This is a genomic window from Pseudorhodoplanes sp., from assembly GCA_032027085.1.
GTDB lineage: Bacteria > Pseudomonadota > Alphaproteobacteria > Rhizobiales > Xanthobacteraceae > Pseudorhodoplanes.
The window spans coordinates 3,480,559-3,506,068 of sequence record JAVSMS010000001.1 but is presented as its reverse complement, the minus strand read 5'-3'; the positions used below and the strand labels follow the sequence as shown (position 1 = coordinate 3,506,068).

General features: G+C 62.3%; 23 protein-coding genes. 12 read left to right on the top strand and 11 right to left on the bottom strand.

Translation table 11 applies throughout. The annotated features are described in order from the left end of the window. Nucleotides 1–15: 15 nt before the first annotated feature. From RO009_16920 to RO009_16910, 3 genes are all read right to left on the bottom strand, one after another. Nucleotides 16–1,434, bottom strand: a complete 1,419-nt coding sequence (locus tag RO009_16920; GenBank protein ID MDT3686715.1) for a pyruvate dehydrogenase complex E1 component subunit beta — start codon at nt 1,432–1,434, stop codon at nt 16–18. Nucleotides 1,435–1,484: 50 nt separating this feature from the next. Beyond that, the gene (gene pdhA, locus RO009_16915) at nt 1,485–2,519 is read right to left on the bottom strand and encodes a pyruvate dehydrogenase (acetyl-transferring) E1 component subunit alpha (GenBank protein ID MDT3686714.1); all 1,035 of its coding nucleotides are present in this window, start codon (nt 2,517–2,519) and stop codon (nt 1,485–1,487) included. A gap of 151 nt (nt 2,520–2,670) precedes the next feature. Further along, the gene (locus tag RO009_16910; GenBank protein MDT3686713.1) at nt 2,671–2,988 is read right to left on the bottom strand and encodes a septum formation initiator family protein; all 318 of its coding nucleotides are present in this window, start codon (nt 2,986–2,988) and stop codon (nt 2,671–2,673) included. A gap of 89 nt (nt 2,989–3,077) precedes the next feature. Here RO009_16910 and RO009_16905 point away from each other — a divergent pair, with 89 nt between their 5' ends. Continuing rightward, nucleotides 3,078–3,902, top strand: coding sequence for an MBL fold metallo-hydrolase (locus RO009_16905; GenBank protein ID MDT3686712.1), 825 nt, complete (start codon nt 3,078–3,080; stop codon nt 3,900–3,902). Here RO009_16905 and eno read toward each other — a convergent pair. Beyond that, entirely contained in the window at nt 3,887–5,176 is a 1,290-nt protein-coding gene (eno, locus tag RO009_16900) for a phosphopyruvate hydratase (protein ID MDT3686711.1), read from the bottom strand. The two genes, RO009_16905 and eno, sit on opposite strands and share 16 nt — an antisense overlap. 112 nt (nt 5,177–5,288) lie before the next feature. On the opposite strand from eno, the gene queF reads away from it, so the two are divergent. Continuing rightward, complete coding sequence (gene queF / locus RO009_16895; GenBank protein MDT3686710.1) at nt 5,289–5,756, top strand: preQ(1) synthase; 468 nt, start codon at nt 5,289–5,291, stop codon at nt 5,754–5,756. Here queF and RO009_16890 read toward each other — a convergent pair whose 3' ends face one another. The 3 genes from RO009_16890 to RO009_16880 all read right to left on the bottom strand — a co-directional run bounded on the left by RO009_16890 (nt 5,757) and on the right by RO009_16880 (nt 8,776). After that, on the bottom strand, nt 5,757–6,923 hold the full coding sequence (locus tag RO009_16890; GenBank protein ID MDT3686709.1) for an MFS transporter: 1,167 nt from the start codon (nt 6,921–6,923) through the stop codon (nt 5,757–5,759). 49 nt (nt 6,924–6,972) lie between these two features. Then, the gene (gene kdsA, locus RO009_16885) at nt 6,973–7,812 is read right to left on the bottom strand and encodes a 3-deoxy-8-phosphooctulonate synthase (protein MDT3686708.1); all 840 of its coding nucleotides are present in this window, start codon (nt 7,810–7,812) and stop codon (nt 6,973–6,975) included. Between the two features lie 91 nt (nt 7,813–7,903). After that, nucleotides 7,904–8,776, bottom strand: coding sequence for a VOC family protein (locus tag RO009_16880; protein ID MDT3686707.1), 873 nt, complete (start codon nt 8,774–8,776; stop codon nt 7,904–7,906). A 199-nt stretch (nt 8,777–8,975) separates the two neighbouring features. Between RO009_16880 and ctaD the strand changes: the two genes are divergently transcribed. After that, a complete protein-coding gene (ctaD, locus tag RO009_16875) occupies nt 8,976–10,580 on the top strand; it encodes a cytochrome c oxidase subunit I (protein MDT3686706.1) in 1,605 nt (534 codons plus the stop codon). Between the two features lie 420 nt (nt 10,581–11,000). Here ctaD and RO009_16870 read toward each other — a convergent pair whose 3' ends face one another. The 3 genes from RO009_16870 to tpiA form a co-directional block, all read right to left on the bottom strand. Next, the gene (locus tag RO009_16870; GenBank protein ID MDT3686705.1) at nt 11,001–12,632 is read right to left on the bottom strand and encodes a CTP synthase; all 1,632 of its coding nucleotides are present in this window, start codon (nt 12,630–12,632) and stop codon (nt 11,001–11,003) included. Between the two features lie 115 nt (nt 12,633–12,747). Further along, nucleotides 12,748–13,119, bottom strand: a complete 372-nt coding sequence (gene secG, locus RO009_16865; protein ID MDT3686704.1) for a preprotein translocase subunit SecG — start codon at nt 13,117–13,119, stop codon at nt 12,748–12,750. Between the two features lie 109 nt (nt 13,120–13,228). Then, nucleotides 13,229–13,984 (bottom strand): triose-phosphate isomerase, encoded by a 756-nt coding sequence (gene tpiA / locus RO009_16860; GenBank protein MDT3686703.1) that lies wholly within the window; start codon nt 13,982–13,984, stop codon nt 13,229–13,231. Between the two features lie 165 nt (nt 13,985–14,149). Between tpiA and RO009_16855 the strand changes: the two genes are divergently transcribed. From RO009_16855 to lexA, 9 genes are all read left to right on the top strand, one after another. Next, nucleotides 14,150–16,054, top strand: a complete 1,905-nt coding sequence (locus RO009_16855; protein MDT3686702.1) for a SurA N-terminal domain-containing protein — start codon at nt 14,150–14,152, stop codon at nt 16,052–16,054. Nucleotide 16,055: 1 nt separating this feature from the next. Next, nucleotides 16,056–17,576 carry an anthranilate synthase component I gene (gene trpE, locus RO009_16850; GenBank protein ID MDT3686701.1) on the top strand — a complete coding sequence of 507 codons (1,521 nt, stop codon included), beginning with the start codon at nt 16,056–16,058 and terminating at the stop codon, nt 17,574–17,576. 64 nt (nt 17,577–17,640) lie between these two features. Continuing rightward, nucleotides 17,641–18,114, top strand: a complete 474-nt coding sequence (locus tag RO009_16845) for a cupin domain-containing protein (GenBank protein MDT3686700.1) — start codon at nt 17,641–17,643, stop codon at nt 18,112–18,114. A 120-nt stretch (nt 18,115–18,234) separates the two neighbouring features. Beyond that, the gene (locus RO009_16840; protein ID MDT3686699.1) at nt 18,235–18,828 is read left to right on the top strand and encodes an aminodeoxychorismate/anthranilate synthase component II; all 594 of its coding nucleotides are present in this window, start codon (nt 18,235–18,237) and stop codon (nt 18,826–18,828) included. Nucleotides 18,829–18,840: 12 nt separating this feature from the next. Beyond that, the gene (trpD, locus tag RO009_16835) at nt 18,841–19,854 is read left to right on the top strand and encodes an anthranilate phosphoribosyltransferase (GenBank protein MDT3686698.1); all 1,014 of its coding nucleotides are present in this window, start codon (nt 18,841–18,843) and stop codon (nt 19,852–19,854) included. A 7-nt stretch (nt 19,855–19,861) separates the two neighbouring features. Beyond that, a complete protein-coding gene (gene trpC, locus RO009_16830) occupies nt 19,862–20,680 on the top strand; it encodes an indole-3-glycerol phosphate synthase TrpC (protein MDT3686697.1) in 819 nt (272 codons plus the stop codon). A gap of 9 nt (nt 20,681–20,689) precedes the next feature. Further along, nucleotides 20,690–21,181, top strand: coding sequence for a cyclic pyranopterin monophosphate synthase MoaC (gene moaC, locus RO009_16825; protein MDT3686696.1), 492 nt, complete (start codon nt 20,690–20,692; stop codon nt 21,179–21,181). 3 nt (nt 21,182–21,184) lie between these two features. After that, a complete protein-coding gene (locus tag RO009_16820; GenBank protein ID MDT3686695.1) occupies nt 21,185–22,396 on the top strand; it encodes a molybdopterin molybdotransferase MoeA in 1,212 nt (403 codons plus the stop codon). Between the two features lie 141 nt (nt 22,397–22,537). Further along, nucleotides 22,538–23,233, top strand: coding sequence for a transcriptional repressor LexA (lexA, locus tag RO009_16815; protein MDT3686694.1), 696 nt, complete (start codon nt 22,538–22,540; stop codon nt 23,231–23,233). A gap of 9 nt (nt 23,234–23,242) precedes the next feature. On the opposite strand, the gene RO009_16810 is transcribed toward lexA, so the two are convergent. Beyond that, nucleotides 23,243–25,501, bottom strand: coding sequence for a ComEC/Rec2 family competence protein (locus RO009_16810; GenBank protein MDT3686693.1), 2,259 nt, complete (start codon nt 25,499–25,501; stop codon nt 23,243–23,245). Nucleotides 25,502–25,510: the final 9 nt, after the last annotated feature.

The window sequence follows — 25,510 nt, the reverse complement described above, 5'->3', positions numbered from 1 at the left end:
TACCTGTAGTGACACTCACCTGTAGGTGACGGCCTTCACAGCCTCGACAATTTCGGGAACCGACGGCAGCGCCAGCTTTTCGAGATTGGCCGCATACGGCATCGGCACGTCCTTGCCGGTGATGCGCAGCACCGGGGCGTCCAGGTAATCGAAGGCGTTTTCCATCACGCGCGCGGAAATCTCCGCGCCGACCCCCGATTGCGGCCACCCTTCCTCGATCGTGACAAGTCGTCCCGTCTTCTTCACGGAATCGACGATGGTCTGCGTGTCCATCGGTCGAATGGTGCGCAGGTCGATCACCTCGGCGTTGATATGCTTCTTGGCAAGCTCTTCAGCAGCCTTCAGCGCATAGGTCATCCCGATGGAGTAAGACACCAGTGTCACGTGATTGCCTGGCCGGACCACCTTCGCCTTGCCGATAGGCACCAGATAGTCGTCGAGCTTCGGTACTGGGAAGGAATGGCCGTAAAGGATTTCGTTTTCCAGGAAAACAACCGGGTTGGGATTGCGGATCGCGGACTTCAGCAGACCCTTGGAGTCGGCAGCGGTGTAGGGCGCGATCACGATCAGGCCGGGAATGTGCGAATACCAGGCGGTGTAATCCTGGCTGTGCTGGGCGGCAACGCGCGCAGCGGCGCCGTTCGGGCCGCGGAAGACAATCGAGGATCCCATCTGTCCGCCGGACATGTAGAGCGTCTTGGCCGACGAATTCACGATCTGGTCGATCGCCTGCATCGAGAAATTGAAGGTCATGAATTCGACGATCGGCTTCAGACCGCCGAAGGCCGCGCCGACGCCGAGACCGGTGAAGCCATGCTCGGTGATCGGGGTGTCGACAACGCGCTGCGCGCCGAATTCCTGCAACAGGCCCTGCGTCACCTTGTAGGCGCCTTGGTATTCGGCGACTTCCTCGCCAATAACGAACACGGTGTCGTCGCGGCGCATCTCCTCCGCCATGGCGTCGCGCAAGGCTTCGCGCACAGTCATGGTGACCATTTCGGTGCCTTCCGGCACGTCGGGTTCGGGCTGAGCCTGCGGCTGCGGAGGCGTTGCGACGGCCGAGACGGGTTCGGCGGGCGTTTCCGCCCTTGCCACGGCGGGTGCGTCAGGCGCGGCGGATTCCTCGTCCTTCTGTTTCTCGGCGGGACTTTCCTTGCGCGCTGCACCGACCTTGATGTCGGAGGCCTTCTCGCCGTCGCCGAGCAAGACGGCGATCGGCGTATTCACCGCGACGTCGGCGGTGCCTTCCGGCACCAAAATCTTGCCGAGCGTCCCCTCGTCCACGGCTTCGACCTCCATCGTCGCCTTGTCGGTCTCGATCTCGGCGATGACGTCGCCGGACTTCACGGCGTCGCCTTCCTTCTTCAGCCACTTGGCGAGGTTGCCCTTCTCCATCGTGGGCGAAAGCGCGGGCATCAAAACTTCGATCGGCATGGACGCTTCTTGATCCGGTTCAATTCAGATTATGCAATAGCGACGCGGCATCAGCGCAGGACATCCGTCCAGAGTTCGGACGGATCGGGTTCGGGATCGTGGGTGGCAAATTCGGCCGCTTCGTTGACGACCTCGCGCACCTTAGCGTCGATTTTCTTCAGATCGTCCTCGCTTGCCATCTTGGTCTTCAGGAGACGCTGACGCACCTGCTCGATCGGATCCTGCTCGCCGCGGATCTTTTCCACTTCTTCACGCGTTCGGTATTTCGCGGGATCGGACATCGAGTGTCCACGATAGCGGTAAGTCATCATTTCCAGAATATAGGGGCCCTTGCCTTCACGGCACCATTTGACCGCCTTCTCACCTGCGGCCTTGACGGCACGGACATCCATGCCATCGACCTGCTCGCCTGGAATATTGAAGGAAACACCGCGCTTGGAAAAATCCTGCTGCGCCGACGAACGATGCACCGCGGTGCCCATGGCGTAACGATTATTCTCAATGACGTAGACCACCGGGAGCTTCCAGAGCTCCGCCATGTTGAAGCTCTCGTAGACTTGACCCTGATTGGCGGCGCCGTCGCCGAAATAGGTCAGGCAGACATGATCGTTGCCACGATACCGGTTGGTGAAGGCGAGACCGGTGCCGAGCGAGACCTGCGCACCGACGATGCCGTGCCCGCCATAGAAGGCTTTCTCCACCGAGAACATGTGCATGGAGCCGCCCTTGCCCTTGGAATAGCCGCCGCGGCGCCCGGTAAGTTCGGCCATGACACCCTTGGCGTCCATGCCGCAGGCGAGCATGTGACCATGATCGCGGTAGCCCGTGATGACCTGATCGCCCTCTTTCAGCACCATCTGCATGCCGATCACGACCGCTTCCTGGCCGATATAGAGGTGGCAGAAGCCGCCGATCAGCCCCATGCCATACATCTGGCCGGCCTTCTCCTCGAAGCGCCGGATCAAGAGCATGTCGCGATAGGCCCGGAGTTCCTGCTCCTTGCTAAATTCGGCGGCTTTCGCTTTCTCGGAAGGGCTACGCGTTGCGGCAGGCTCTGCCGCCTGCGTCTTCTTGGCCACGGCCATGCGTGTTCCTCGGCAAACTCGACGGGAGGTTGTTCGGCCTCTCCCATAGCGGAAATCATGCCGGGGCGGAAGCACGAGAGCTATGCAATCCCAATGCTTCCGCGCGGCGAAATATCTGGCGGTGCAAGGAAATTCCGGACACCGCAACCCGTCAGGGGCGATGCAGCATCAGCACTGCGTCGTTTGGATGCACAAGATTCAGGAGCGCCCGCGCTCGCTCATCGAGCATGTCAGGATCGATCTTATCCGACCTCAATAGCGCAACTTTCTTGTTCCACTGCTCCCGCGTTTGCTTGAGCCGCCCGAGCTCGGCCGACAGTTCGGCCATCTGGGCGTCGATATCCTGCTTGGCGCGCAGGCCGCGGTTGCCCGAATAGGCGTGAAACCAGAAATAGCCGATCATGAGCGCGGCCATGACGTAGAGCCCGAGCGCAGTCAGAGCGGATTTTAGGCGACGGCGGGAGACCATTGGCCGACCATGCGGATTCGGTCTTAAGGTGTCTTTAATGGGACGCGCCAGCGCTCCCAATTAACGCACAATCAGCGCCGGAAAGCGCAATGCCCGCCTTTATCTGCACCACCTGCGGCACCCAATACCCGCCCGCCGATACGCCCCCGACCCGCTGCGCGATCTGCGACGAGGAACGTCAATATGTTCTGCCAACCGGGCAGACCTGGACCACGCAGGAGCAACTTCCCCTCACCCATGTAAACGCCTGGCATGAATACGAGCCGGGCGTAATGGGCCTCGTCACGCAGCCTCGCTTTGGGATCGGCCAACGCGCCATGCTGCTGCGCACGGCGCAGGGCAATGTCCTGTGGGATTGCATCTCGATGCTGGATGCAGCGACGATCACGCTGATCAGGGCGCTCGGCGGGATTCAGGCGATGGCGATCTCACACCCGCATTTCTACACCACCATGGTGGAATGGGGTCACGTCTTCGGCGTGCCGGTACATCTGTATGTCAAGGATCGCGAATGGATCATGCGGCCTGATCCGATCCTGAGGCTGTGGGAGGGCGGCACGCTGGAGCTCATGCCGGACGTGACGCTGATCCATGGCGGCGGTCACTTCGAAGGATCGAGCATGCTGCACTGGTCGCAAGGCGCCGGCGGGCGTGGGCTCGTCTGCTCCGGCGATACCGTTTACGTGGCACCGGATCGCAAATCGGTCAGCTTCATGCGCAGCTATCCGAACCTCATTCCGCTGCCGGCGCATAAGGTTCAGCGCATCACCGCGGCGCTGGCGCCGTTCGCATTCGATGCGATCTATGGCGTCTTCGCCAAGAACGTGATCATGGCCGGCGCCAAGGCAGCAGTTGAGACATCGGCCGCGCGCTATGTCGCAGCCATTGCATCGCGGGATCAGGCCGCACGATAAGCCTTCAGCGCCGCGCGACCGTCATAGAGCGCTTGCGGACCAAGCTCCTGCTCGATGCGCAGAAGTTGGTTGTATTTCGCCGTGCGGTCCGAACGGGCAAGCGAGCCGGTTTTGATCTGTCCGCAGTTTGTCGCAACCGCGAGATCGGCGATGGTTGAATCTTCGGTCTCGCCGGAACGGTGCGACATCACCGCCGTGTAGCCCGCCTTGTGCGCCATCTCGACGGCGGCGAGCGTTTCGGTGAGCGACCCGATCTGGTTCACCTTGACCAGGATCGAATTGCCCATGCCCTCGGCAATGCCTTGCGTCAGGCGCTTCACATTCGTCACGAAGAGATCGTCGCCGACGAGTTGACACCTGCCGCCGATCGTCTTGGTCAGCAATTTCCAGCCGTCGAAGTCGTCCTCCGCCATGCCGTCCTCAATCGACGCAATGGGATAAGCCGAGACGAGCTTGGCGAGATAGTCGACCTGCTGCTCGACTGAGCGTGTCTTGCCCTCGCCCTCGTAATGATACGCGCCATTCTTGAAGAACTCGGTGGACGCGCAGTCGAGCGCGATCAACACATCCTCGCCGGCCTTGTAGCCGGCCTTCCCGATCGCCTGCATGACGAAGTCGAGGGCGGCTTCCGCGCTCGGCAGATTGGGGGCGAAGCCGCCCTCGTCGCCGACATTGGTGTTGTGGCCGGCCGCCTTCAATGCGGATTTGAGCGTGTGAAAGACCTCCACGCCCATCCGCAAGCTTTCGGCGAAGGTCTTGGCGCCGACCGGCATCACCATGAATTCCTGGAAATCAATGGGATTGTCAGCATGCGCGCCGCCATTGACGATGTTCATCATCGGCACCGGCAACAGCCGCGCCGCTGTGCCGCCGACATAACGATAGAGCGGCAGTCCGCGCGCCGCCGCCGCCGCCTTGGCGACCGCGAGCGAGACCCCGAGAATGGCATTGGCTCCCAGGCGCGCCTTGTTAGGCGTGCCGTCGAGCTTGAGCATGACCGCATCAATCTGCGTTTGTTCCTCGGCGTCCAGGCCCCCGATGGCGTCGAAAATCTCGGCCTCGACCGCTTCCACCGCCTTCCTCACGCCCTTGCCGAGATAGCGGGCCTTGTCGCCGTCCCGCAATTCGACCGCCTCATGTGCGCCGGTCGAAGCTCCGGAAGGCACCGCCGCGCGGCCCATCGAACCATCTTCAAGTATCACATCAACTTCCACGGTCGGATTGCCACGGCTGTCGAGGATTTCGCGGCCGATAATGTCGGTGATGGCGGTCATGATGGCTCTTCGGGAGGTTGGTCGGGTTGGGATGGCGCTGCTTTTACAGGATGGGCCGCAACGCGCAACCGCTGGCCTTGACAGGCGGGCGGCCGCACCGGAGACACAGACTATGAAAGGTCCCCGCAGACCCCCCTCGTCACTGAAGCTTGGCAAACCGACCCCGCCCCCGGCGGCGCCGGACGAGACAACGCTTGATGCCGTCCCCAATCCGCATGCGGACACTGACTATGTCGTCCGGTTTGTGATGCCGGAATTCACCACGCTCTGCCCCATCACCGGCCAGCCTGACTTTGCACATTTCGTGATCGACTACGTTCCGAACAAGCTCCTGATCGAGTCGAAGTCTCTAAAGCTCTATCTGAACAGCTTCCGAAACCACGGCGCGTTCCATGAGGACTGCACAGTGACGATCGGCAAGGCCCTGATTGGGCTGCTCAAGCCGCGCTGGCTGCGCATCGGCGGCTATTGGTATCCGCGCGGTGGCATGCCGATCGATGTCTTCTGGCAAGCGGGCAAGTTGCCTGCAGGCGTCTGGGTGCCGGATCAGGGCGTCGCCTCCTATCGCGGGCGCGGATGATCAGGTTGTCACCGCCGGCGCCCGGCGAAGCCGTTGCGAACAGACAAAGCCCGTCACGGCAATGACTACAGCGGCGATCAGCAGCATCGGTGTCTTGCCCAGATAGGCGAAGCCGACGCCATAAACGACTGGTCCCGCTGCCTGCCCGACGAAGAAGAATGCGGAATGGAGCGCCATGGCCGAGCCGCGCGCGGCTGGCGCTAGCTCGGTGGCGTAAACCTGGATGCAGCCATGCAGCCAGTAGAAGCCAAAGCCCATTAGCACGAAGACGAGGAATTCAATTGGCCAGGGCAGTCGCAGGCTGATCAGCAGGTAACAGAGCGCCATGATCAGGCCGCCGCCCAGCATCAGCCTCATCTCGCCGACACGCGAGAGAAGCCAGCCGACCACGAAGGTGTAGACGATAGCCCCCGCGCCGAAGCCCGCGATAACGATGCCGGCGATCGAGGCGCGCGGCTCGCCCGATTCGACAAGCAGCGCCGCCATATGCGGAAACAGCCCGAACAGGAACAACGCTTCGAAGAACACCGCGCTGTAGCAATATTTCGCCTGAGGATTGCCGAAGATGGCGCGGTAATTCGGACCAAGGGTGGAAAGATCGAAGCCTGTGGTTTCTTCCTTCGGCACATTGCGGAAGCCGACAAAGGCGGTGATCATCACAAGCACACCGAGCGCACCGGTCACAAAGAACACCGCGCGCCAACCGGCGAGATCGCCAATCACGCCGGAGACCGAGGCGCCCATGAGATTGCCGATCATCGCGGCGGCCAACAGACGCCCGATCGCCACCTGGCGCATCTTCACCGGCACACGGTCTCCCGCGGCGGCCAGCGCAATTGGAAATACGCCGCCAGCCGCAATGCCGGCCACGGCACGGGACACCATGAGCACGGTGTAATTCGGCGCCAACGCGCTGACCAATGTCGAGAGAACCAGCAGGATGAGGCAGACAGTCATCAAGCGGGTCTTGCTCATCATGTCGGCGAGCGCGCCGAGTACCGGCTGGACAATCGCATAGGGAAGCGCGAAGGCAGTCGACAGCAAGGCCGCCATCGCGATCTCGACCGACAAGCCATCCGCGATCTGCGGTATGACCGGATCAACCGAACGCGTGAACAGCGACGTCACGAACACGATCAGCGCGACGACGCTCAATTCTCGGGTCATATTGGAAATTCGTGAAGCAAATGCAGTTCAGGGACGCGGAACGGGAAGGTCAGTTCTTGGCGAGCCGGTCAAACGCGACCAGCTTGCGCAACAGGGCTTCCAGATCCTTCAGCGCAATCATGTTGGGGCCGTCGGATGGCGCCTTGTCCGGGTCCTGATGCGTTTCGATGAATACGCCGGCGACACCGACCGCCACCGCCGCGCGCGCCAGCACCTCGACATATTCGCGCTGCCCGCCCGATGAGGTGCCCTGCCCGCCTGGTTGCTGCACGGAATGTGTCGCGTCGAAGATGACCGGCGCACCGGTCTTGGCGAGTTCCGGCAAGGCGCGCATGTCGGAGACCAGCGTGTTGTAGCCGAAGGACACGCCGCGCTCGGTCACCAGCACGTTGCGATTGCCGGCAGAGATGATCTTCTCGACTACGTTCTTCATGTCCCAGGGCGCGAGAAACTGCCCCTTCTTCACATTTATGGTGCGACCGGTCTGCGCTGCCGCCACCAGAAGATCGGTCTGACGGCAAAGGAACGCGGGTATCTGCAAGACGTCGACGGCTTCCGCCACGCGCGCGCATTGATCCGCCTCGTGTACGTCGGTCAATACCGGCAATCCGAGCGACGAACGGATCTCGGAAAAGATCGGCAACGAGGCCTCCAGCCCGAGACCGCGAGCGCCCTTGGCGCTGGTGCGGTTGGCCTTATCGAAGGATGACTTGTAAACGAGGCCGATTCCGACGCGTGCGGCGATTTCCCTGAGCGCCGACGCCATTTCGAGCGCGTGCGCCCGGCTCTCAAGCTGGCAAGGCCCCGCGATCAGCGCCAGCGGCAAATCGTTTCCGAAACGGGTCTGGCCCGCTTCAACGACGGGATTTGGAATAAGTCGTGCGTCCATCTGTCCTCGCGGCCGCGACCATGCCTCCGGCCCGCCCCGGAATCAACAACGGTCCGGACGGACCGCCCATGCGCCACTCGGGTCCCAGATTTCAGGCGGGATTCCCTGTCTCGAACGCAATCGCGGCGCCGAGCGTCTGTTCCGGTCCGATGACCAGGCGTCCGTGTTCCTCCCGGAGAGGCAGACGTCCTTCCGACAGGGCTTCACGCGCTTTGTTCATGTCGGACGTCGTTACCCGCAGGGCTGCAAGCCGCGCGCCCTTGGTAACGTCGGGGGGTACCGCGCCGAAATGATTGCTGTAGGCGGAGCGATCCATGACCTGGATGTCGCCTCGCGGTGTGGCAACCTTGATGCCGCTTGAGGTCGACAGCAATTCGCGTTCGCCGGATAACGCCGACAAAAAGATATGATGGTCGCTCGGGTTGTCAGCGACCAGCACGGCGCCTGCAACGCCGGTCACGCCATTGCGATGCTGTTGAAACGCCGGGTTCCAGAAATTTTCCGGAAAATGCTGCTGACAGACGGCGAAGCCGCAATCGGGCGCACGAGGATCGCGCGCAAAGGCCAGCGAGAACGCAACCTTCACCTCCGAACCGTCCGGCCGCCGGCCGAGACGTTCAAAGCGCGCGGCGGTCCCGAGGCCAAACCCGCTTTTTGAAAATTCCTCCGAATCCCTTTTTGCGTCATGGCTTTCCAGGATCAGGAGTGAGAAGCCTTGCTGATGTTGGAGGAAGGTCTGGTTGAACCGGCCGAAATGGATCGAGATGGTGTCCTGACCAAGTTTTTCGAGGTCCGCAACTGTGAGCAATTCGATGAAGAAACCCGGCAGTTGCACGACGTGGTTTTGCGTGCCCCAGGGATGCCGGTTCCGCGCACCCACGGTGAAGCCCAGCCGTCGGTAAAGATCCGCCGCCGCGTCAAGGTCGCGAACGGCATGGACGATGTGATCAAGACCGCGAGCCATGAATAAAGCATCCGAGGGTGGTTTCAGCTGGCCGGGCTGGCGCGCCGGCCCCCGGCATATACGGCGAGATTCGCATCCGCGCGAGCATGCGCTGAATTGCTGTCATTGATCTGAATCAAAGACGTGCCCGGGTTCCTGATTGCCAATGGTTGCAATTGAAACCGTTCGCATTTTCCAGCCACATAGGGACGAGGGGCCAATGGACACGGCGACGATCCAAACCACACACGATGAACATGCGCATCCAACCGGGTGGCGCCGCTATGTCTATTCGACGAACCACAAGGACATAGGTACGCTGTACCTGGTGTTCGCGATCATTGCCGGCATTGTCGGCGGCATCCTATCGATCGGCATGCGGCTCGAATTGCAAGAGCCCGGTATGCAGGTCTTTGCCAGCGCGCACACTTTCAACGCCTTCGTCACAGCGCACGGCCTGATCATGGTATTTTTCATGATCATGCCCGCGCTCATCGGTGGCTTCGGCAACTGGTTCGTTCCGCTGATGATCGGTGCGCCGGACATGGCGTTCCCGCGCATGAACAACATCTCGTTCTGGCTGCTGCCGACGGCACTTGCCTTGCTGGTGATATCCATGTTCGTGGAAGGACCTCCCGGCGAGCCGGGCGTTGGCGCGGGCTGGACGGTCTATGCGCCCCTGTCGACCACGGGACATCCTGGGCCGGCGATGAATTTCGGCATCCTTGCCCTGCACATTGCCGGCGCCTCGTCGATCCTCGGCGCCATCAACTTTATCACCACGATCTTCAACATGCGCGCGCCCGGCATGACCATGCACAAGATGCCGCTCTTTGTGTGGTCGGTGCTGGTGACCGCGTTTCTGCTGCTGTTGTCGCTGCCGGTGCTGGCGGGCGCCATCACCATGCTTTTGACCGACCGCAATTTCGGCACCACTTTCTTCGCTCCCGAAGGAGGCGGCGATCCGATCCTGTTCCAGCATCTGTTTTGGTTCTTCGGTCATCCGGAAGTCTACATCCTGATCCTGCCGGCCTTCGGCGCCATCAGCCAGATTATCTCGACTTTCTCGCGCAAGCCGGTCTTCGGATATCTCGGCATGGCCTATGCCATGGTCGCGATCGGCGCCGTCGGCTTCATCGTCTGGGCGCACCACATGTACACGGTCGGCATGTCGACTGGTGCGCAGGCCTACTTCGTCGCCGCCACCATGGTGATCGCGGTGCCGACTGGCATAAAGATCTTCTCCTGGATCGCCACGATGTGGGGCGGCTCGATCGAGTTCCGCGCGCCAATGGTCTGGGCCCTTGGGTTCATCTTCTTGTTTACCGTCGGCGGTGTGACCGGCGTCGTGCTGGCCAATGCCGGCATCGACCGCTCGCTGCATGACACCTATTATGTCGTGGCGCATTTCCACTACACGATGTCGCTGGGAGCAACATTCGGAATCTTTGCGGCCTGGTACTACTGGTTCCCGAAAATCACCGGCTACATGTATTCGGAATTCGTCGGCAAGCTGCATTTCTGGCTTGCGTTCATCGGCGCCAACCTGATCTTCTTTCCGCAGCATTTCCTCGGCTTGGCGGGAATGCCGCGCCGCATCGTGGACTATCCGGACGCCTATGCGGGCTGGAACTACCTATCCTCGGTCGGTTCGTATGCGTTTGCGGCGGGGCTTGTCGTCTTCTTCCTCGGCGTCTTTCTTGCATTCTCGCGCAAGGAAAAGGCCGCCAACAACCCATGGGGCGCTGGAGCGACGACGCTGGAATGGACGCTGTCGTCGCCGCCGCCCTTCCATCAGTTCGAGAAGCTGCCGCGGATCGTCTGATCGGCAAGACCCGTGAACCGTGGGTGACAAACGCCCACGGTTTTTTGCGTGGACGCCGCGCCGACAGTTTCCAACCGCCGACCGACCCCAAGCCGGGCCCGCGGTTGTCCATTCTCATCTGACGGTCAAGTTACGGAAAATGTCTTGGAGGCCGAGTCAAAGACCAAGCGCTGGCCGCTGAGCAGACGTACGTGCAATTCAGCGTTGCCGCCGTTCATGTATTGCACCGGCGGCCCGACGACCAAGTGGTGTTGACGCAGAAGGGAATGCCAGACGGTTGGGAAATCCGAATCCCGAATGGCCTCTGTGCACTGCCGCACGAGGTCTTCGGCGGTCGCGTACTTTGATCGCTCGTGTCCCATCAATGGAGCAAGATATGCTCGGCCGGTGCCAGGACCTTGATCCAGATCAAGGTGGGCATCAAACAAGCCGGCTGCGCTCCACGGCCGCCTCGATGAAGGATGCGAAAAGCGGATGCGGCTCGAATGGCCGCGATTTCAGTTCGGGGTGGTACTGCACACCGATGAACCAGGGATGGTTCTCGTATTCAACCGTTTCAGGCAAAAGGCCGTCCGGCGACATGCCGGCGAAACGCATCCCATGCTGCTCGAGCCGGTCCTTGTAGCGGGCATTCACTTCATAACGATGACGGTGGCGCTCGGAAATTTCGATCGCACCGTCGTAGATTTCAGAGATCCGGCTGCCGCGCTTGAGATTCGCCTTGTAGGCGCCAAGGCGCATGGTGCCACCAAGATCGCCGCCGGCCCTGCGCGTCTCCAGTTCGTTGCCGCGCATCCACTCGGTCATCAGGCCGACGACAGGTTCCGATGTTTCGCCGAACTCGGTCGAGTTGGCCTTCTCAATACCGCACAGATTGCGGGCAGCCTCCACCACGGCCATCTGCATGCCGAAACAGATGCCGAAATAGGGAACGTCGCGCTCGCGTGCGAATTGCACGGCTCTGATCTTGCCTTCCGCGCCGCGCTGGCCGAAGCCGCCCGGCACCAGAATGCCGTTGACGTGTTCAAGGAAGGGCGCCGGATCTTCGCGCTCAAACACTTCGGATTCGATCCAATCGAGATTGACCTTCACCTTGTTGGCGATGCCGCCATGCGAAAGCGCCTCGATCAGCGATTTGTAGGCGTCTTTCATGCCGGTATATTTGCCGACGATGGCGATCGTGACCTGCCCTTCCGGGTTGCGGATTCGCTCGTTGATCATGCGCCACGTCTTCAGATCGGGCGGCGTCTTGTCTTCGATGCCGAAAGCCGACAGCACTTCGCGGTCGAGACCGGCGGCGTGATAGGCCTCTGGCACGGCGTAGATGTTGTCGACATCGCGCGCCTCTATCACGGCGCTTTCGCGCACGTTGCAGAACAGGCCAAGCTTGCGGCGCTCTTCCGGCGGGATCGGGCGGTCGGTACGGCAGAGCAGTATGTCGGGCTGGATGCCGATCGAACGCAGTTCCTTCACCGAGTGCTGCGTCGGCTTGGTCTTCAATTCGCCGGCGCTCGGAATGTAGGGCAGCAGAGTGAGGTGAATGTAAATGGCGTGACCGCGCGGCACTTCGTTGCCAAACTGGCGAATCGCCTCGAAGAACGGCAACCCCTCAATGTCGCCGACGGTGCCGCCGATTTCGCAAAGGACGAAATCATAATCCTCGTTGCCGTCGCGGATGAAATCCTTGATCGCGTTGGTTACGTGCGGCACGACCTGCACGGTCGCGCCGAGATAGTCGCCGCGGCGTTCCTTGGCGATGATGTCCTGATAAATCTTGCCGGTCGTGACGCTGTCGCGCTTAGTCGCCGGGCGCCCGGTGAAGCGCTCGTAGTGGCCGAGATCGAGATCGGTTTCCGCCCCGTCGTCGGTCACGAAGACCTCGCCATGCTGATACGGCGACATCGTTCCGGGATCGACATTGAGATAGGGATCAAGCTTGCGCAGCCGAACCTTGTATCCGCGCGCCTGCAACACCGCACCGAGCGCGGCCGAAGCGAGACCCTTGCCGAGCGAGGACACCACGCCGCCGGTGATGAAAATATACCGCGCCATGGGACTTAACCTTTAACGATCGGCGTTCGATTCGACGAGAGGCGCATCTACCTGTTTCCGTATGGCTATCCCCACAAATTCGAAGGGCCGGTTTCCCGGCCCTTCTGAATGGGTCTTACTGTGAGCGAGGCACCTGTGGCCCCGATGGCTGTCCCTGTCCCTGCTGTCGCAGGGTGTCGAGCACCCCCCCTCCCTGGCTGAGCGGGGGGGCAGGCGTGCCAGGTGCCGTCACCGGTGCCCCAGTATTTAGAATTGACGTCGGCTGACGCTCGTAGCCCGCCAACCACGACAGCATCAGGCTGGTGGCAAAGAACAGCCCTGCCAGAATTGCCGTTGTCCGGGACAGGGTGTTGGTGGTGCCGCGGGTGCTCATGAAGCCGCCGCCGCCACCGATGCCAAGGCCGCCGCCTTCCGAGCGTTGCAGAAGCACCAGGCCGATAATACCCAGCACGATCATAAGGTGGACAACGATCACAACGGTCTGCATAAGCTAAAATCCGATAAGGCCGGCTCAGCGCCGCGCCGGAACCGCCTCGATATAGGAAGTCGGGCGCGTCTCTACACGATCCCCCGCGAGATTTCCACCCTCGCCCTTGTCAGAGATACGCAGCCACAATTCCCAGAAAATCCTCTGCTTTCAGGCTGGCTCCTCCCACCAGAGCGCCGTTGACATGGGGAACCGCCAAAAGCTCCCTGGCATTTGCTGGCTTCACCGAGCCGCCATACAGAATGCGGACGCCCTCGCCGGCCTGCGCATTGCCCCCGACCAGCCGTTTCCGGATGAAGTCATGCACCTCGGCCACGTCCTTGGTCGTGGGCGTCAAGCCGGTACCGATGGCCCAGACCGGCTCGTAGGCGATCACCAGGGTCCGCTCATCAAAGCTGTCCGGCAAAGAGCCATCGAGCTGGCGCTCGATGCGCGCCAGGGTGGCTCCGGCCTGCCGTTCCTCCTGCGTTTCGCCAATGCAGAGAATGGCGATGAGCCCGGCCCGCGCCGCCGCCGCCGCCTTGGCCTTTACATCGGCGTCGCTTTCCTTGTGCAGGGTTCGGCGCTCGGAATGGCCGACGATCACGGCGCCGGCGCCCACGTCTTTCAACATTTCCGCCGAAATATCCCCGGTAAACGCTCCGGAGACTTCAGCATGGCAATCCTGGGCGCCGATGGCGACCGGTGATCCCTGCGCCGTGGCCGCGAAACTGTCCAGCAAGGTTGCCGGCGGACAAATCATCAGGTCGCAATTGGTCGGCTTTGCCTTGGCCCCCTGAATGATTTTCTCAAGCTCGCTGCGCGAGGCCTTGAGTCCGTTCATCTTCCAGTTACCTGCGACCAGCGGACGCGGCGCGTTCGCCATCTTTGACACCTCATGCGTTGGCGGTAGAAGACGCGGTAGCAAACCGACCGCAGCCGCGCCAGCGCTTTCCTGACTGGCGGCTGCGTCTGTTGCGGGGCACAACCGCCCTCCCTATGATGCGCCCCCTTTGGACTATCCCCTTCCACAGTCGAGATAAAAGCGCCGATGCTCCGAGGAATTCACACTGCGACCCGCAACTGGCTGGGCCGCGCCATCACCGGGGTGATCCTGGGCCTGATTGCAATCAGCTTCGCAGTCTGGGGTATCGGCGACATCTTCCGCGGCTTCGGCCAATCCACCGTCGCGAAAATCGGCCGCACAGAGATCACGGTTGATCAGTTCCGGCAGCTTTATACGGACCGCCAGCAGCAATTGATCCGTCAGTTCGGCCGGGCGTTGAATGCCGAGCAATTGCGGGCGCTGGGTCTGCACCGCCAATTGTTGGCGCAGTTGATCGCCGAAACGGCGCTCGACGAAGAAGCGCGGAACCTGCGCCTCGCGGTGTCGGACGCGCAGGTTGCCGACCGCATCCGCAACGATCCAAATTTCCGCGGCTTCAACGGCCAGTTCGACCAGTCTCGCTTTCAGGCGTTGATCCGCCAGGCAGGCTACACCGAGCAGCGTTACGTCGCCGAACAGCGCAAGCTGATCCTGCGGCGCCAGATTGCCGGCGTTCTCAGCGACGGTTTGCATGTTCCTGCCACGGCTGTGCAGGCCCAGCATCGGTATCGCAATGAAGAGCGGACGATTCAATACGTACTGCTTGATACCAAACAGGCCGGCGAGATCGAAGCGCCGGCGCCGGATGTGCTGAGCAAATATTTCGACGAACGCAAATCCGTCTTCCGCGCGCCGGAATTTCGAAAGATCGAATATGTCGCGCTGACGCCGTCGGAAATTGCCACCTGGACGCAAATCTCCGACGATGATCTGAAGAAGGCCTACGAGGAACGGCGTGCGACCTTTGCGACACCCGAGCGGCGCGAACTGCAGCAAATCGTCTTTCCGAACGCCGAAGAAGCAAAAGCCGCGGCCGAACAACTCTCCAAAGGCATGACCTTCGCGCAACTCGCCGCAGAGCGGAAGATTTCCGAAAAGGACCTCAATCTCGGTGTGCTGGCGAAATCAGCCGTTCTCGACAAGGCGGTTGCGGAGGCCGCTTTCGCTCTTGCCGAAGGCGGCGTCAGCGCGCCGATCGAAGGGCGGTTTGGCATCACCATCGTGCGGGTGGCCAAAATAGAGCCAGGTAAGGAACGGTCCTTTCAGGAAGTGGCCGGCGAGCTTAAAAAAGAGCTGGCGCTGGAGCGCGCCCGCGCGCAGATCGCAAGCCTGCACGACAAGTTCGAGGATGAGCGCGGGGCCGGTGCACCGCTCGCCGATATTGCGAAAAAGCTGAACCTGCCGACTCGCACGATTGATGCAGTCGATCGCTCCGGGCGCAATCCGGAGGGGGGACCCGTCACCGGCCTGCCGCAAGGGGTCGACCTGATCTCCAACGCCTTCACAACCGATGTCGGCGCCGAGAACGACGCCTTGTCAGTGCCGGGCGGCGGTTATCTCTGGTACGAAGTGCTCGATATCACGCCGTCGCGTGAGCGGACGCTTGATGAAGTCAAGGATCGCGTGATCGAACGTTGGCGGCAGGAGCAGATCGCGGCGCGTCTGCGCGCCAAGGCCACCGAACTCGCCGACAAGCTGAAAATGTCCGGCGGAAACGACGCCGCTGTTCTCGGCGAGCTGAAATGGCAGACGACCTCCGGCTTGAAGCGCGATAAGAGCGCCGAAGGCGTCCCTGCGCGCGCGCTCGGCGAAATCTTCTCGGTTCCCAAAGGCGCCGTCAGTTCGAGTGAGGGAGATAGTCCGACCCAATGGATCGTCTTCCGCCTGACTGACATCACCGTGCCGCCGCTCAACATGGAGTCGGCCGAAACGAAGGAGATTCGGGAAAGCCTGCGCACGGCCTATGCCGAAGACTTGATCGCGCAATATGTCGGGCAGCTGCAGACTGATCTCGGGGCCGTCATCAACGAGGCGGCGCTCAATCAGGCAATCGGCGCCAGAACCAACTAGCATGCGGATCGAGCCTTCCGCCGAGGATTTTGCCCGGCGCTACAATCGCGGCGAACCGCAGGTGGTCTGGTCGACGCTTGTGGCTGATCTGGAAACGCCAGTCTCGGCCTTTCTGAAGGTGGCGGGCGGAAAGCCAATGAGCTTTCTGCTGGAATCAGTTGAAGGCGGCGCCGTGCGCGGGCGCTATTCGGTGATCGGTCTTGATCCCGATCTTGTCTGGCGAGCCAACGGCGACAAGGCAGAAATCAACCGCAAGATCCGCGCGACGCCTGACGCATTCAAGCCGTGCAGCGAAAAGCCATTGCAGGCCTTGCGCAGCCTAATCGCCGAAAGCCGTATCGCGTTGCCGCATGGTTTGCCGCCGCCTGCCGCGGGCATTTTTGGCTATCTCGGCTATGACATGGTCCGGCAGATGGAGCACCTGCCGGACGTCAATCCGGATGCGCTGGGTTTACCCGATGCGATCCTGATCCGCCCGACAGTCGTGATTGTGTTCGACGCGGTGACCGATAGCATCACGGTCGTCACGCCGGTCCGTCCCGAGAAAGGCGCCAGCGCCGACATCGCACTCACGCGCGCAACCGAGCGGCTCTCGGCAATTGTCGATGCGCTCGACAAGCCGCTCGACAAATCGGCCGCCGGCATCGACACCGGACCCATTGCTGTCGCGCCGCAATCAAACACCACCCCGGCCGAATACGAATCCATGGTGCGCAAGGCGAAGGACTACATCCTCGCCGGCGATATCTTTCAGGTGGTCCTGTCGCAGCGGTTCGAATCGCCTTACACCCTGCCGCCCTTCTCGCTCTATCGCGCGCTGCGACGCGTGAACCCGGCACCCTTTCTATACTTTCTCGATTACGGCTCATTCGCCATTGCCGGATCGAGTCCGGAAATACTGGTGCGCGCGCGCGAGGGCCGCGTCACCATCCGCCCGATCGCCGGCACGCGCCAGCGCGGCGCTACGCCGCATGAGGATAAGGCACTCGAAGCGGAGCTGCTCGCCGACGAGAAAGAGCGCGCCGAGCATCTGATGCTGCTCGACCTCGGTCGCAACGATGTCGGCCGCGTGGCGAAGATCGGCAGCGTCACCGTCACCGATCAGTTCTTCATCGAGCGCTACAGCCAGGTCATGCATATCGTATCCAATGTCGAGGGCGACCTCGCCAAGGATCGCGACCCGCTGGATGCGCTCGTCGCGGGTTTTCCCGCCGGTACAGTCTCGGGGGCGCCGAAGGTCCGCGCCATGCAGATCATCGATGAACTCGAGAAGGGGAAGCGTGGGATCTACGCCGGCAGCGTCGGGTATTTCTCGGCGAACGGCGAAGACATGGACACCTGCATTGTCCTGCGCACCGCTCTGGTGAAGGACGGCAGGATGTTCGTGCAGGCGGGTGCCGGCATCGTTGCCGACAGCAACCCGGCCTCCGAACAACAGGAATGCGTCAACAAGGCCAAGGCGTTGTTCCGCGCAGCCGAGGAAGCGCGCCGCTTCGCCAGCGCGGCTGGGCGCGGGCAGTAACCGCATGGCCGGCCTCTCCTTCGCCTGATAGGATTGGCCACCTGTCCTCCCCGAGAGCAGCGTCATGAGCCATCATCACGAGCATGAGCCGAAGTGGAAGCACGATGGCGTCCGGGTCATCCCCGGGCATTCGCTCGATCCCAACACGGCGCAAACGCCGGGAATGGACCGCAAGGCCGCCATCAACTATGCGCGCGTCGGTGCGCAGAAGATCTGGGCCGGCACAGTCAGTATCCAGCCCAACGCCAAGACGGGCGCACACCATCATGGCGCACTCGAGAGCGTGATCTACGTGGTGCGTGGCAAAGCGCGCATGCGCTGGGGTGAGCAGCTCGAATTTACCGCCGAGGCCGGCCCCGGCGACTTCATCTTTGTGCCGCCCTACGTGCCCCATCAGGAGATCAACGCCAGTTCCGACGATCCGCTCGAATGCGTGGTGATCCGCAGCGATAACGAGGCGGTGGTGGTGAATCTCGACATCGAGCCTGCCGAAAAGCCCGAGAACGTGCCCTGGATCGACTCGATCCATCGCAGCTGAACACCCTCGTTGGAGGCAGCGTCCGCAGATAAGGCAATTCTGTCAGGCGCATGGCGGCTCGCTTGACCCCCCGGAAGGCCGCGTCTAAGACCTTGAATGAACGCGGGAAACGCGGGCGTCATGATCGTTCTGATCGACAATTACGATAGCTTCACCTTCAACCTGGTCCATTACCTCGGTGGGCTGGGCGCGGATGTTGTCGTCCATCGCAACGACAAGATCGGCGCCGACGAGGTGATCGCTGCAAAACCCGACGCCATCGTGCTGTCGCCCGGCCCCTGCACGCCCAACGAAGCCGGCATCTGCCTCGATCTGATTCACAAGGCGTCGGCAAGTATCCCGATGCTCGGCGTGTGCCTCGGTCATCAGGCGATGGGCCAGGCCTTTGGCGGCGGCGTGGTGCGCGCCCCGGAGCCGGTGCATGGCAAGGTGCATGAGATCCGGCATCAGGGTGGCGGCGTGTTCCGGGGAATCAACGGCCCCTTCAAGGCGACGCGCTATCATTCGCTGGTGGTCGATCGCAAAACCATGCCGGACGATCTCGCGGTCACCGCAGAGACCAATGACGAGCTGGTGATGGGCCTATCGCACAAGACGTTGCCGGTGCATGGCGTGCAATTCCATCCCGAAAGCATCGCTTCCGAACATGGACATGTGATCCTGAAGAATTTCCTCGACCTTGCTGCCGCCTGGAATGCCACCCGTGCACATTGAGTGTCTCCGATGATCGACGAATTCAAGGCCCTCATCGCCAAGGCGGCCACCGGCGCAGCGTTGTCCCGTGAGGAATCCGCGCAGGCTTTTGACCGTATGATGTCGGGCGAAGCGACCCCTTCGCAGATGGGCGGCCTGCTGATGGCCCTGCGTGTGCGCGGCGAGACGGTGGACGAGATCACCGGCGCGGTGAGCGCCATGCGGGCCAAGATGCTGACCGTCAACGCGCCGGCCAATGCAGTCGACGTGGTCGGCACCGGCGGCGATGCGTCAGGCTCCTACAATATCTCGACCTGCGCCGCCTTCATCGTGGCCGCTGCCGGCATCCCGGTCGCCAAGCATGGCAATCGCGCGCTGTCGTCGAAATCAGGCGCCGCCGACGTGCTGATGGCGCTCGGCGTCAAGATCGATCTGACGCCTGAAGATGTCGGCCGCTGCATCCGCGAGGCCGGCATCGGTTTCATGTTCGCCCCGGCGCATCACCCGGCGATGAAGAATGTCGGCCCGACGCGGGTCGAGCTTGGCACGCGCACCATCTTCAATCTGCTCGGCCCCCTCTCCAATCCGGCCAACGTGAAACGGCAGCTCGTCGGCGTGTTCTCGCGGCAATGGATCGAGCCCTTGGCGCAGGTGCTGAAGAATCTCGGTTCGGAGAGCGTCTGGGTTGTGCATGGTTCCGACGGTCTCGACGAGATCACAACGGCAGGCCCCACCTATGTGGCTGAACTCGCTGGCGGCAAAATCCGCACCTTCGAAATCACTCCTGACGAGATCGGCATGAAGCCCGTGAAAGCCGAAGCGCTGCGCGGTGGCGATGCCGACGCCAATGCGGCAGCGTTGAAAGCCGTCCTGGACAACAAGGAGTGCGCCTATCTCAACGTCGCTTGTCTGAACGCGGGTGCGGCGCTGGTGGTGGCCGGCGCGGCGAAAGACATCAAGGAAGGCGTGGCGCTGGCCCGGAAATCGCTTGAGTCAGGTGCGGCAAAGGTGAAACTTGAGCGCCTGATCGCCGTGTCCAACGCCTGAGACCGCCATGGCCGACATCCTCAAGAAGATCGAGGATTACAAGCGCGAGGAAATCGCCGCCGCCAAGCGCGCGCGGCCCTTTGCAGAGATTGAACAGGCGGCGAAGGCCGCTTCCGCCCCGCGCGGATTTCTGAATGCGATCGAACGCAAGCTCGCGGACGGCCACTACGCGCTCATCGCCGAGATCAAGAAGGCGTCGCCGTCGCGCGGTGTGATCCGCTCCGACTTTGATCCGGTGTCACTGGCAAAAGCCTATGAAGCCGGCGGTGCTGCCTGCCTGTCGGTCCTCACCGACACGCCTTCATTCCAAGGCCGTCCCGAATTTCTCACCAATGCACGTGCCGCCGTCGCCCTGCCCGCTCTGCGCAAGGATTTCATGTACGACGTCTATCAGGTTGCGGAGGCGCGCGCCTGGGGCGCTGACTGTATTCTGCTGATCATGGCCAGCCTTGACGAGGCAACCGCGCGCGATCTGGAGGACGCGGCCTTCGCCTATGGCATGGACGTGCTCGTGGAAGTGCACGATGAAGCCGAACTCGATCGCGCGTTAAAACTGAAGTCGCGTCTGGTCGGGATCAACAATCGCGACCTGAAAAGCTTCGAGACGTCGTTGTCGGTCAGCGAAAGACTTGCGCCGCGCGTGCCAAAAGATCGCGTGCTGGTCGGCGAAAGCGGCATCTTCACCCCGGACGACCTGGCGCGTCTGTCGGCCGTTGGCATTTCAACATTCCTTGTCGGCGAAAGCCTGATGCGCGCGCAGGATGTGACGGCTGCGACACGCGCGCTGGTTGCGAAGGATCAACGTCGACACGTCGCTACTGGTTAGACTGACATCATGGCTGAAGACGACAAGCAACTGACTCATCTTGGCAATGCCGGGGAGGCCCGCATGGTGGATGTGTCTGGGAAGGATGTCACCGAGCGCATGGCCGTCGCCGAAGGCCATGTGGAAATGTCGATCGAGACTTTGGACAAAGTGCTCGCCGGCGATTCCAAAAAAGGCGATGTGATGGGCGCCGCGCGCATTGCCGGAATCATGGCGGCGAAGAAAACACATCAGCTTATTCCGCTATGTCATCCGCTGCCGCTGACCAAGGTGGCGGTCGACCTGTCGCCGGATCACCGACTGCCTGGCATTCTGGTCGAAGCCACGGTGAAGGTATCGGGCCAAACCGGTGTCGAAATGGAAGCGTTGACTGCAGTCTCTGTCGCCTGCCTCACCATCTACGACATGGCGAAGGCGATCCAGCGCGACATGGTGATCGGAGGCATTCGCCTCGTGGAAAAGCAGGGCGGCAAATCCGGTCCCTATAAAGTGAAGGAGTAGCCCGTGGCGCTGATGCCGGTTGCTGAAGCGCTCGCCCGTGTCCTCGCGCACGCCACGCCGCTCCCGCCACATCATGTCGGATTGCAGGATGCGCACGGTCGCGTGCTGGCCGAAGACCTCGCCGCGCGCCGCACGCAGCCGCCGGAAGATGTGTCGGCGATGGACGGCTATGCCGCGCGCGCGGACGATGTCGCGCATGTTCCGACAACCTTGAAGGTGATCGGCGAAGTCGCAGCCGGCCGGCCTTTTGCGGGATCGGTGACGCCGGGATGCGCGGCGCGCATTTTCACCGGCGGCGTCGTCCCGGACGGCGCCGACACCATTGTCATTCAGGAACATGTCGTGCGCGAGGGTGACACGATCACCATCAATATCGCGACGCCCCTGAACAAGCACATTCGCCGCGCCGGCCTTGATTTCAGCAAGGGTGACGTGCTGCTGAAGAAGGGTCGCGTGCTGACGGGACGCGACATTTCGTTGGCCGCGTCGATGAACCACGCAACTTTGCCGGTGCATGGCGCGCCGCATGTGGCCGTGCTGGCGACCGGCGACGAACTCGTGATGCCCGGCACCGAGCCCGGCCCCGGCCAGATCGTCTATTCCAACGGCTATTCGGTGATGGCGCTGGCCCGCGGTGAAGGCGCGCAGGTGATTGATCTCGGGGTCGTGCCCGATCGTGTTGAGGAGACCGTCGCCGCTATCCGCCGGGCGCGGGAAGCGAAAGCCGACATCCTTGTCACCACGGGTGGCGCTTCCGTCGGCGACTATGATCTGGTGCAGCAGGCGCTGTCCGCCGAAGGCCTCGATATCTCCTTCTGGAGAGTCGCCCTGCGACCCGGCCGGCCGATGATGCATGGCCGACTCGGGGCGATGCATGTGCTTGGACTGCCGGGCAATCCCGTATCCGCCTTCGTCTGTGCCGTGTTGTTTCTCTCGCCCTTGATCCGCAGACTGTCAGGCCGCAGCGACCTTGGTCCACTGACCGAACCGGCGGTTGCGGGAATCGATCTGCCGGCAAATGGCGAGCGCAGCGACTATCAGCGGGCAACGCTGAAGGCCGGTCCGGGTGGAATCCCGGTCGCCACCCCCTTCTTCGCCCAGGACTCCTCCATGATGCAGGCGCTTGCCAAGGCCGACTGCCTTGTCGTGCGGGAGCCTTTTGCACCGGCTTTGCGCGCCGGCGAGCCGTGCCGCATTGTTAAGCTTCCCCTTTAGAGATCTGTAGATTTCTTCACTCCAAATTAAACACTTGCGGAACACATATGGAACATATAGTGTCCGTTCATGATTTGTTTCTAGCCCTTGAGGCTGGATCGTCGAACGGAGCCCTGAGGCCGAACCTGGAGTGTCTTGCCGATGCTGACCCGCAAGCAATTCGAGCTGCTGCGCTTCATCAATGAGCGCCTGAAGGAAGCCGGCGTGCCGCCGTCCTTCGACGAGATGAAAGACGCTCTGGATCTGCGCTCCAAATCCGGCATCCACCGGCTGATCACCGCACTGGAAGAGCGCGGGTTCATCCGCCGCCTGCCCAACCGGGCGCGCGCCATCGAGGTGATCAAGCTGCCCGAATCGGCGACGCCAACCAGTGGATTGCGGCGCGGCTTCACCCCGAGCGTCATCGAAGGCAATCTCGGCCGCGTCCGTACGGCATCCGAGGAGGACAGTGGCCGTCCCGTGCCGGTGCCTGTCATGGGCCGGATCGCTGCCGGTACGCCGATCGAAGCGATTCAGACCCGCAGCCACACCATCAACATGCCGCCGGATCTGCTCACTTCGGGCGAACATTATGCGCTGGAAGTGCGCGGCGATTCCATGATCGAGGCGGGCATCCTCGATGGCGACATGGCGCTGATCCGCAAGTCCGATACCGCCGATACCGGCGATATCGTGGTGGCGCTGATCGACGATGAGGAAGCGACATTGAAGCGCTTTCGCCGCCGCGGCGCGTCCATCGCTCTTGAGCCGGCCAACACCGCTTATGAAGTGCGCATTCTTCCGCCCAACCGGGTCCGCATCCAGGGCAAGCTGATCGGCCTGTTCCGGCGTTACTGATCGCGCGAGTCAATCTCCTGCTTCCATGTCCTCACGACGCGGCGTGGCATCGCGCGCGGGTGTTTGTGCAGACGAAACAGCCCGGTTCTCGCTGGTGCCTGGCAGGCGTTTCGCCCAAGGCCTGTCATATCCAGGTGGACGCGCATAGGTGATCTCGAACGCATCCGCTGCCCGAGTCAGCGTCGCGGCTCCGTAAGGCCGCCAGACGTCGCGATCGATCACCTGCGCCTTGCAATGCGGCGGCGCCTGCCGCTGTGTCACGACGATTGCCGCACGATTGCAGTCATCAGCGAATGCCTCCGCACTTGTTGCCATCGCTACCACGCCGCCGCTCATGAGTGGCGCTGTGCAGCCAAGATCGTCGCAGCGCACGTGTTTCGATAGCGTCTCATCGCGTACAAGGCGCGGATCGGCGTCAGCGGCGAGCCATTCCCGCACGGTGAAATCGTCAGATTCCGTGCTCATGAAGGACAAGCGGCCTTCCGGCGCGCGCACCGCCACTATGCGCGCGTCATGCGACACGAGAACATCGGGCAAGGGCGCTCGCCACGCGCCAAGACAGGCGACACCAATCAGAAGCGCACCGCCCCATCGCAGCGGCGAGCGTAGCAAGCAGATCACCACCAGCCCGAAACTCGCGAGCAGAAGCGGCCCGATCCCGAAAGCGTGAACGCGGCCGACAGCACCGGGCAGGCTCGCCACCCACAAAGCCACGGCGGTCATCCAGTCAATGCCGCCGCCCATCAGATGCCAGAACATGCCGTCGAATCCGAAAGGCATGGTGGCGAGCGCCAGAAGGCCGGCTGGCATGACCCAGGCCGAGACGATGGGCATGGCCAGAAGGTTGGAGATCAGACCGTATGGCGCGAGACGATGAAAGTGATAGGCAGCAAACAGCGTGGTGGCGAGACCGGCGAGCAATGACGCCAACACCAGTCCGAGAACTTCCCGTCCACCCCAGAGCGCGACGCGCATCCCGAGCGAAGTCTTTGGCGCCGCCGACAGCCACGGCAGCCCGCGTTCATAGGCCGCGATCAAAGCCAGCGTTGCCGCAAACGACATCTGGAAACTCGGATGCACAATGGCTTCCGGCGCGAGCAGCAGCACGGCGAGAGCCGCCACCGCAATGGTGCGCAAGGTCAGGGCCGGCCGATCGCACATCACGCCGATCAGCACGATCGCGGTCATGATGAAGGCGCGGCGGGTTGCAACTTCGGCGCCGGACAGAAGCAGATAGAACGCCGCCATGCTCAGCGCGCAGAAGGCCGCCCATTTCTTGATCGGATAAAGACTGGCCAACAACGGGACCAGCGCGAGCCCTGCGCGGATGACAAAGAAGACGACGCCGGCAACGACGGCCATGTGATAGCCGGAGATCGACAGCACATGACCGAGGCTTGAGACATACATCGCGTCATTGACCGGCGTCGAAATCGTGTCCCGCTTGCCGGTGATCAGCGCCGATGCGATGGCGCCCTTGTCGCCGGGCAGTGCCGCGCGGATGCGCGCGTCAATGCTGTCGCGCAGGCTATTGACGGCGGCGGCATAGCGCAGCCGCAAATCCGGTGGCTCCGGCGGCGTCACCTGTCTGATCTGACCGAGCACGAAACCGGACGCACCGATGCGCTGGAAATAGAGATCTCGCGCGAAGTCGTAGCCGCCCGGCCGCAAGGGCGCGAGCGGCGGATTGAGCCGGGCGCGCAATTCGACAAAGGCACCGATGGCGGGCGCTGTTCCCTTGCGCACCGAGAGCCGGACGCGTTCGAGCTTTTCTGTCACCCTGCCCGCTTGCATGCGGTGCACGCGCAGCACGATGCGGTCGCTGCGCTCGCGTTCTTCCCGAACTTCGACGAAGCCGGAGAGCTGCGCGCTGAAGATCGGCGTCGTCAGAACCGGATGTGCGACGAAACGGCTTCTCATGGTTGCGGTTGTGAAGCCGGCTGCAATGGCCGCCAGGGCAACAAGCACCGGAAATCCGACGGCACTGGCGCGCAGTGCGATGGCCGCAGCGGCAAGCGCCGAGGTCAGCCCCAGACCTGCCCACCAGAACGGCTCATGCGCGGCAGTGAAATACAGGATGATGCCGCTGCCGAAGGCGACCGGCAGCCAGAGGATCGGCCGGCCCGGTGCAAGATCAACCGCAAGACAGCGATTGAATTGCGCACGGACCCTGTCGGCGAAGCCGGATAGCCGCCACGGCATCGCCCCGGCGCGCTGCCGCGCCTCGGGCGGCCAGGTTGTCGCCTGTCCCCCACGCGTCTTGTCCATGGCGCGGCC

What these genes read in the sequence shown, in the direction of transcription:
- RO009_16920 (MDT3686715.1), bottom strand. Translation starts at nt 1,434, where the DNA reads ATGCCGATCGAAGTTTTGATGCCCGCGCTTTCGCCCACGATGGAGAAG.
- pdhA (MDT3686714.1), bottom strand. Translation starts at nt 2,519, where the DNA reads ATGGCCGTGGCCAAGAAGACGCAGGCGGCAGAGCCTGCCGCAACGCGT.
- RO009_16910 (MDT3686713.1), bottom strand. Translation starts at nt 2,988, where the DNA reads ATGGTCTCCCGCCGTCGCCTAAAATCCGCTCTGACTGCGCTCGGGCTC.
- RO009_16905 (MDT3686712.1), top strand. Translation starts at nt 3,078, where the DNA reads ATGCCCGCCTTTATCTGCACCACCTGCGGCACCCAATACCCGCCCGCC.
- eno (MDT3686711.1), bottom strand. Translation starts at nt 5,176, where the DNA reads ATGACCGCCATCACCGACATTATCGGCCGCGAAATCCTCGACAGCCGT.
- queF (MDT3686710.1), top strand. Translation starts at nt 5,289, where the DNA reads ATGAAAGGTCCCCGCAGACCCCCCTCGTCACTGAAGCTTGGCAAACCG.
- RO009_16890 (MDT3686709.1), bottom strand. Translation starts at nt 6,923, where the DNA reads ATGACCCGAGAATTGAGCGTCGTCGCGCTGATCGTGTTCGTGACGTCG.
- kdsA (MDT3686708.1), bottom strand. Translation starts at nt 7,812, where the DNA reads ATGGACGCACGACTTATTCCAAATCCCGTCGTTGAAGCGGGCCAGACC.
- RO009_16880 (MDT3686707.1), bottom strand. Translation starts at nt 8,776, where the DNA reads ATGGCTCGCGGTCTTGATCACATCGTCCATGCCGTTCGCGACCTTGAC.
- ctaD (MDT3686706.1), top strand. Translation starts at nt 8,976, where the DNA reads ATGGACACGGCGACGATCCAAACCACACACGATGAACATGCGCATCCA.
- RO009_16870 (MDT3686705.1), bottom strand. Translation starts at nt 12,632, where the DNA reads ATGGCGCGGTATATTTTCATCACCGGCGGCGTGGTGTCCTCGCTCGGC.
- secG (MDT3686704.1), bottom strand. Translation starts at nt 13,119, where the DNA reads ATGCAGACCGTTGTGATCGTTGTCCACCTTATGATCGTGCTGGGTATT.
- tpiA (MDT3686703.1), bottom strand. Translation starts at nt 13,984, where the DNA reads ATGGCGAACGCGCCGCGTCCGCTGGTCGCAGGTAACTGGAAGATGAAC.
- RO009_16855 (MDT3686702.1), top strand. Translation starts at nt 14,150, where the DNA reads ATGCTCCGAGGAATTCACACTGCGACCCGCAACTGGCTGGGCCGCGCC.
- trpE (MDT3686701.1), top strand. Translation starts at nt 16,056, where the DNA reads ATGCGGATCGAGCCTTCCGCCGAGGATTTTGCCCGGCGCTACAATCGC.
- RO009_16845 (MDT3686700.1), top strand. Translation starts at nt 17,641, where the DNA reads ATGAGCCATCATCACGAGCATGAGCCGAAGTGGAAGCACGATGGCGTC.
- RO009_16840 (MDT3686699.1), top strand. Translation starts at nt 18,235, where the DNA reads ATGATCGTTCTGATCGACAATTACGATAGCTTCACCTTCAACCTGGTC.
- trpC (MDT3686697.1), top strand. Translation starts at nt 19,862, where the DNA reads ATGGCCGACATCCTCAAGAAGATCGAGGATTACAAGCGCGAGGAAATC.
- moaC (MDT3686696.1), top strand. Translation starts at nt 20,690, where the DNA reads ATGGCTGAAGACGACAAGCAACTGACTCATCTTGGCAATGCCGGGGAG.
- lexA (MDT3686694.1), top strand. Translation starts at nt 22,538, where the DNA reads ATGCTGACCCGCAAGCAATTCGAGCTGCTGCGCTTCATCAATGAGCGC.
- RO009_16810 (MDT3686693.1), bottom strand. Translation starts at nt 25,501, where the DNA reads ATGGACAAGACGCGTGGGGGACAGGCGACAACCTGGCCGCCCGAGGCG.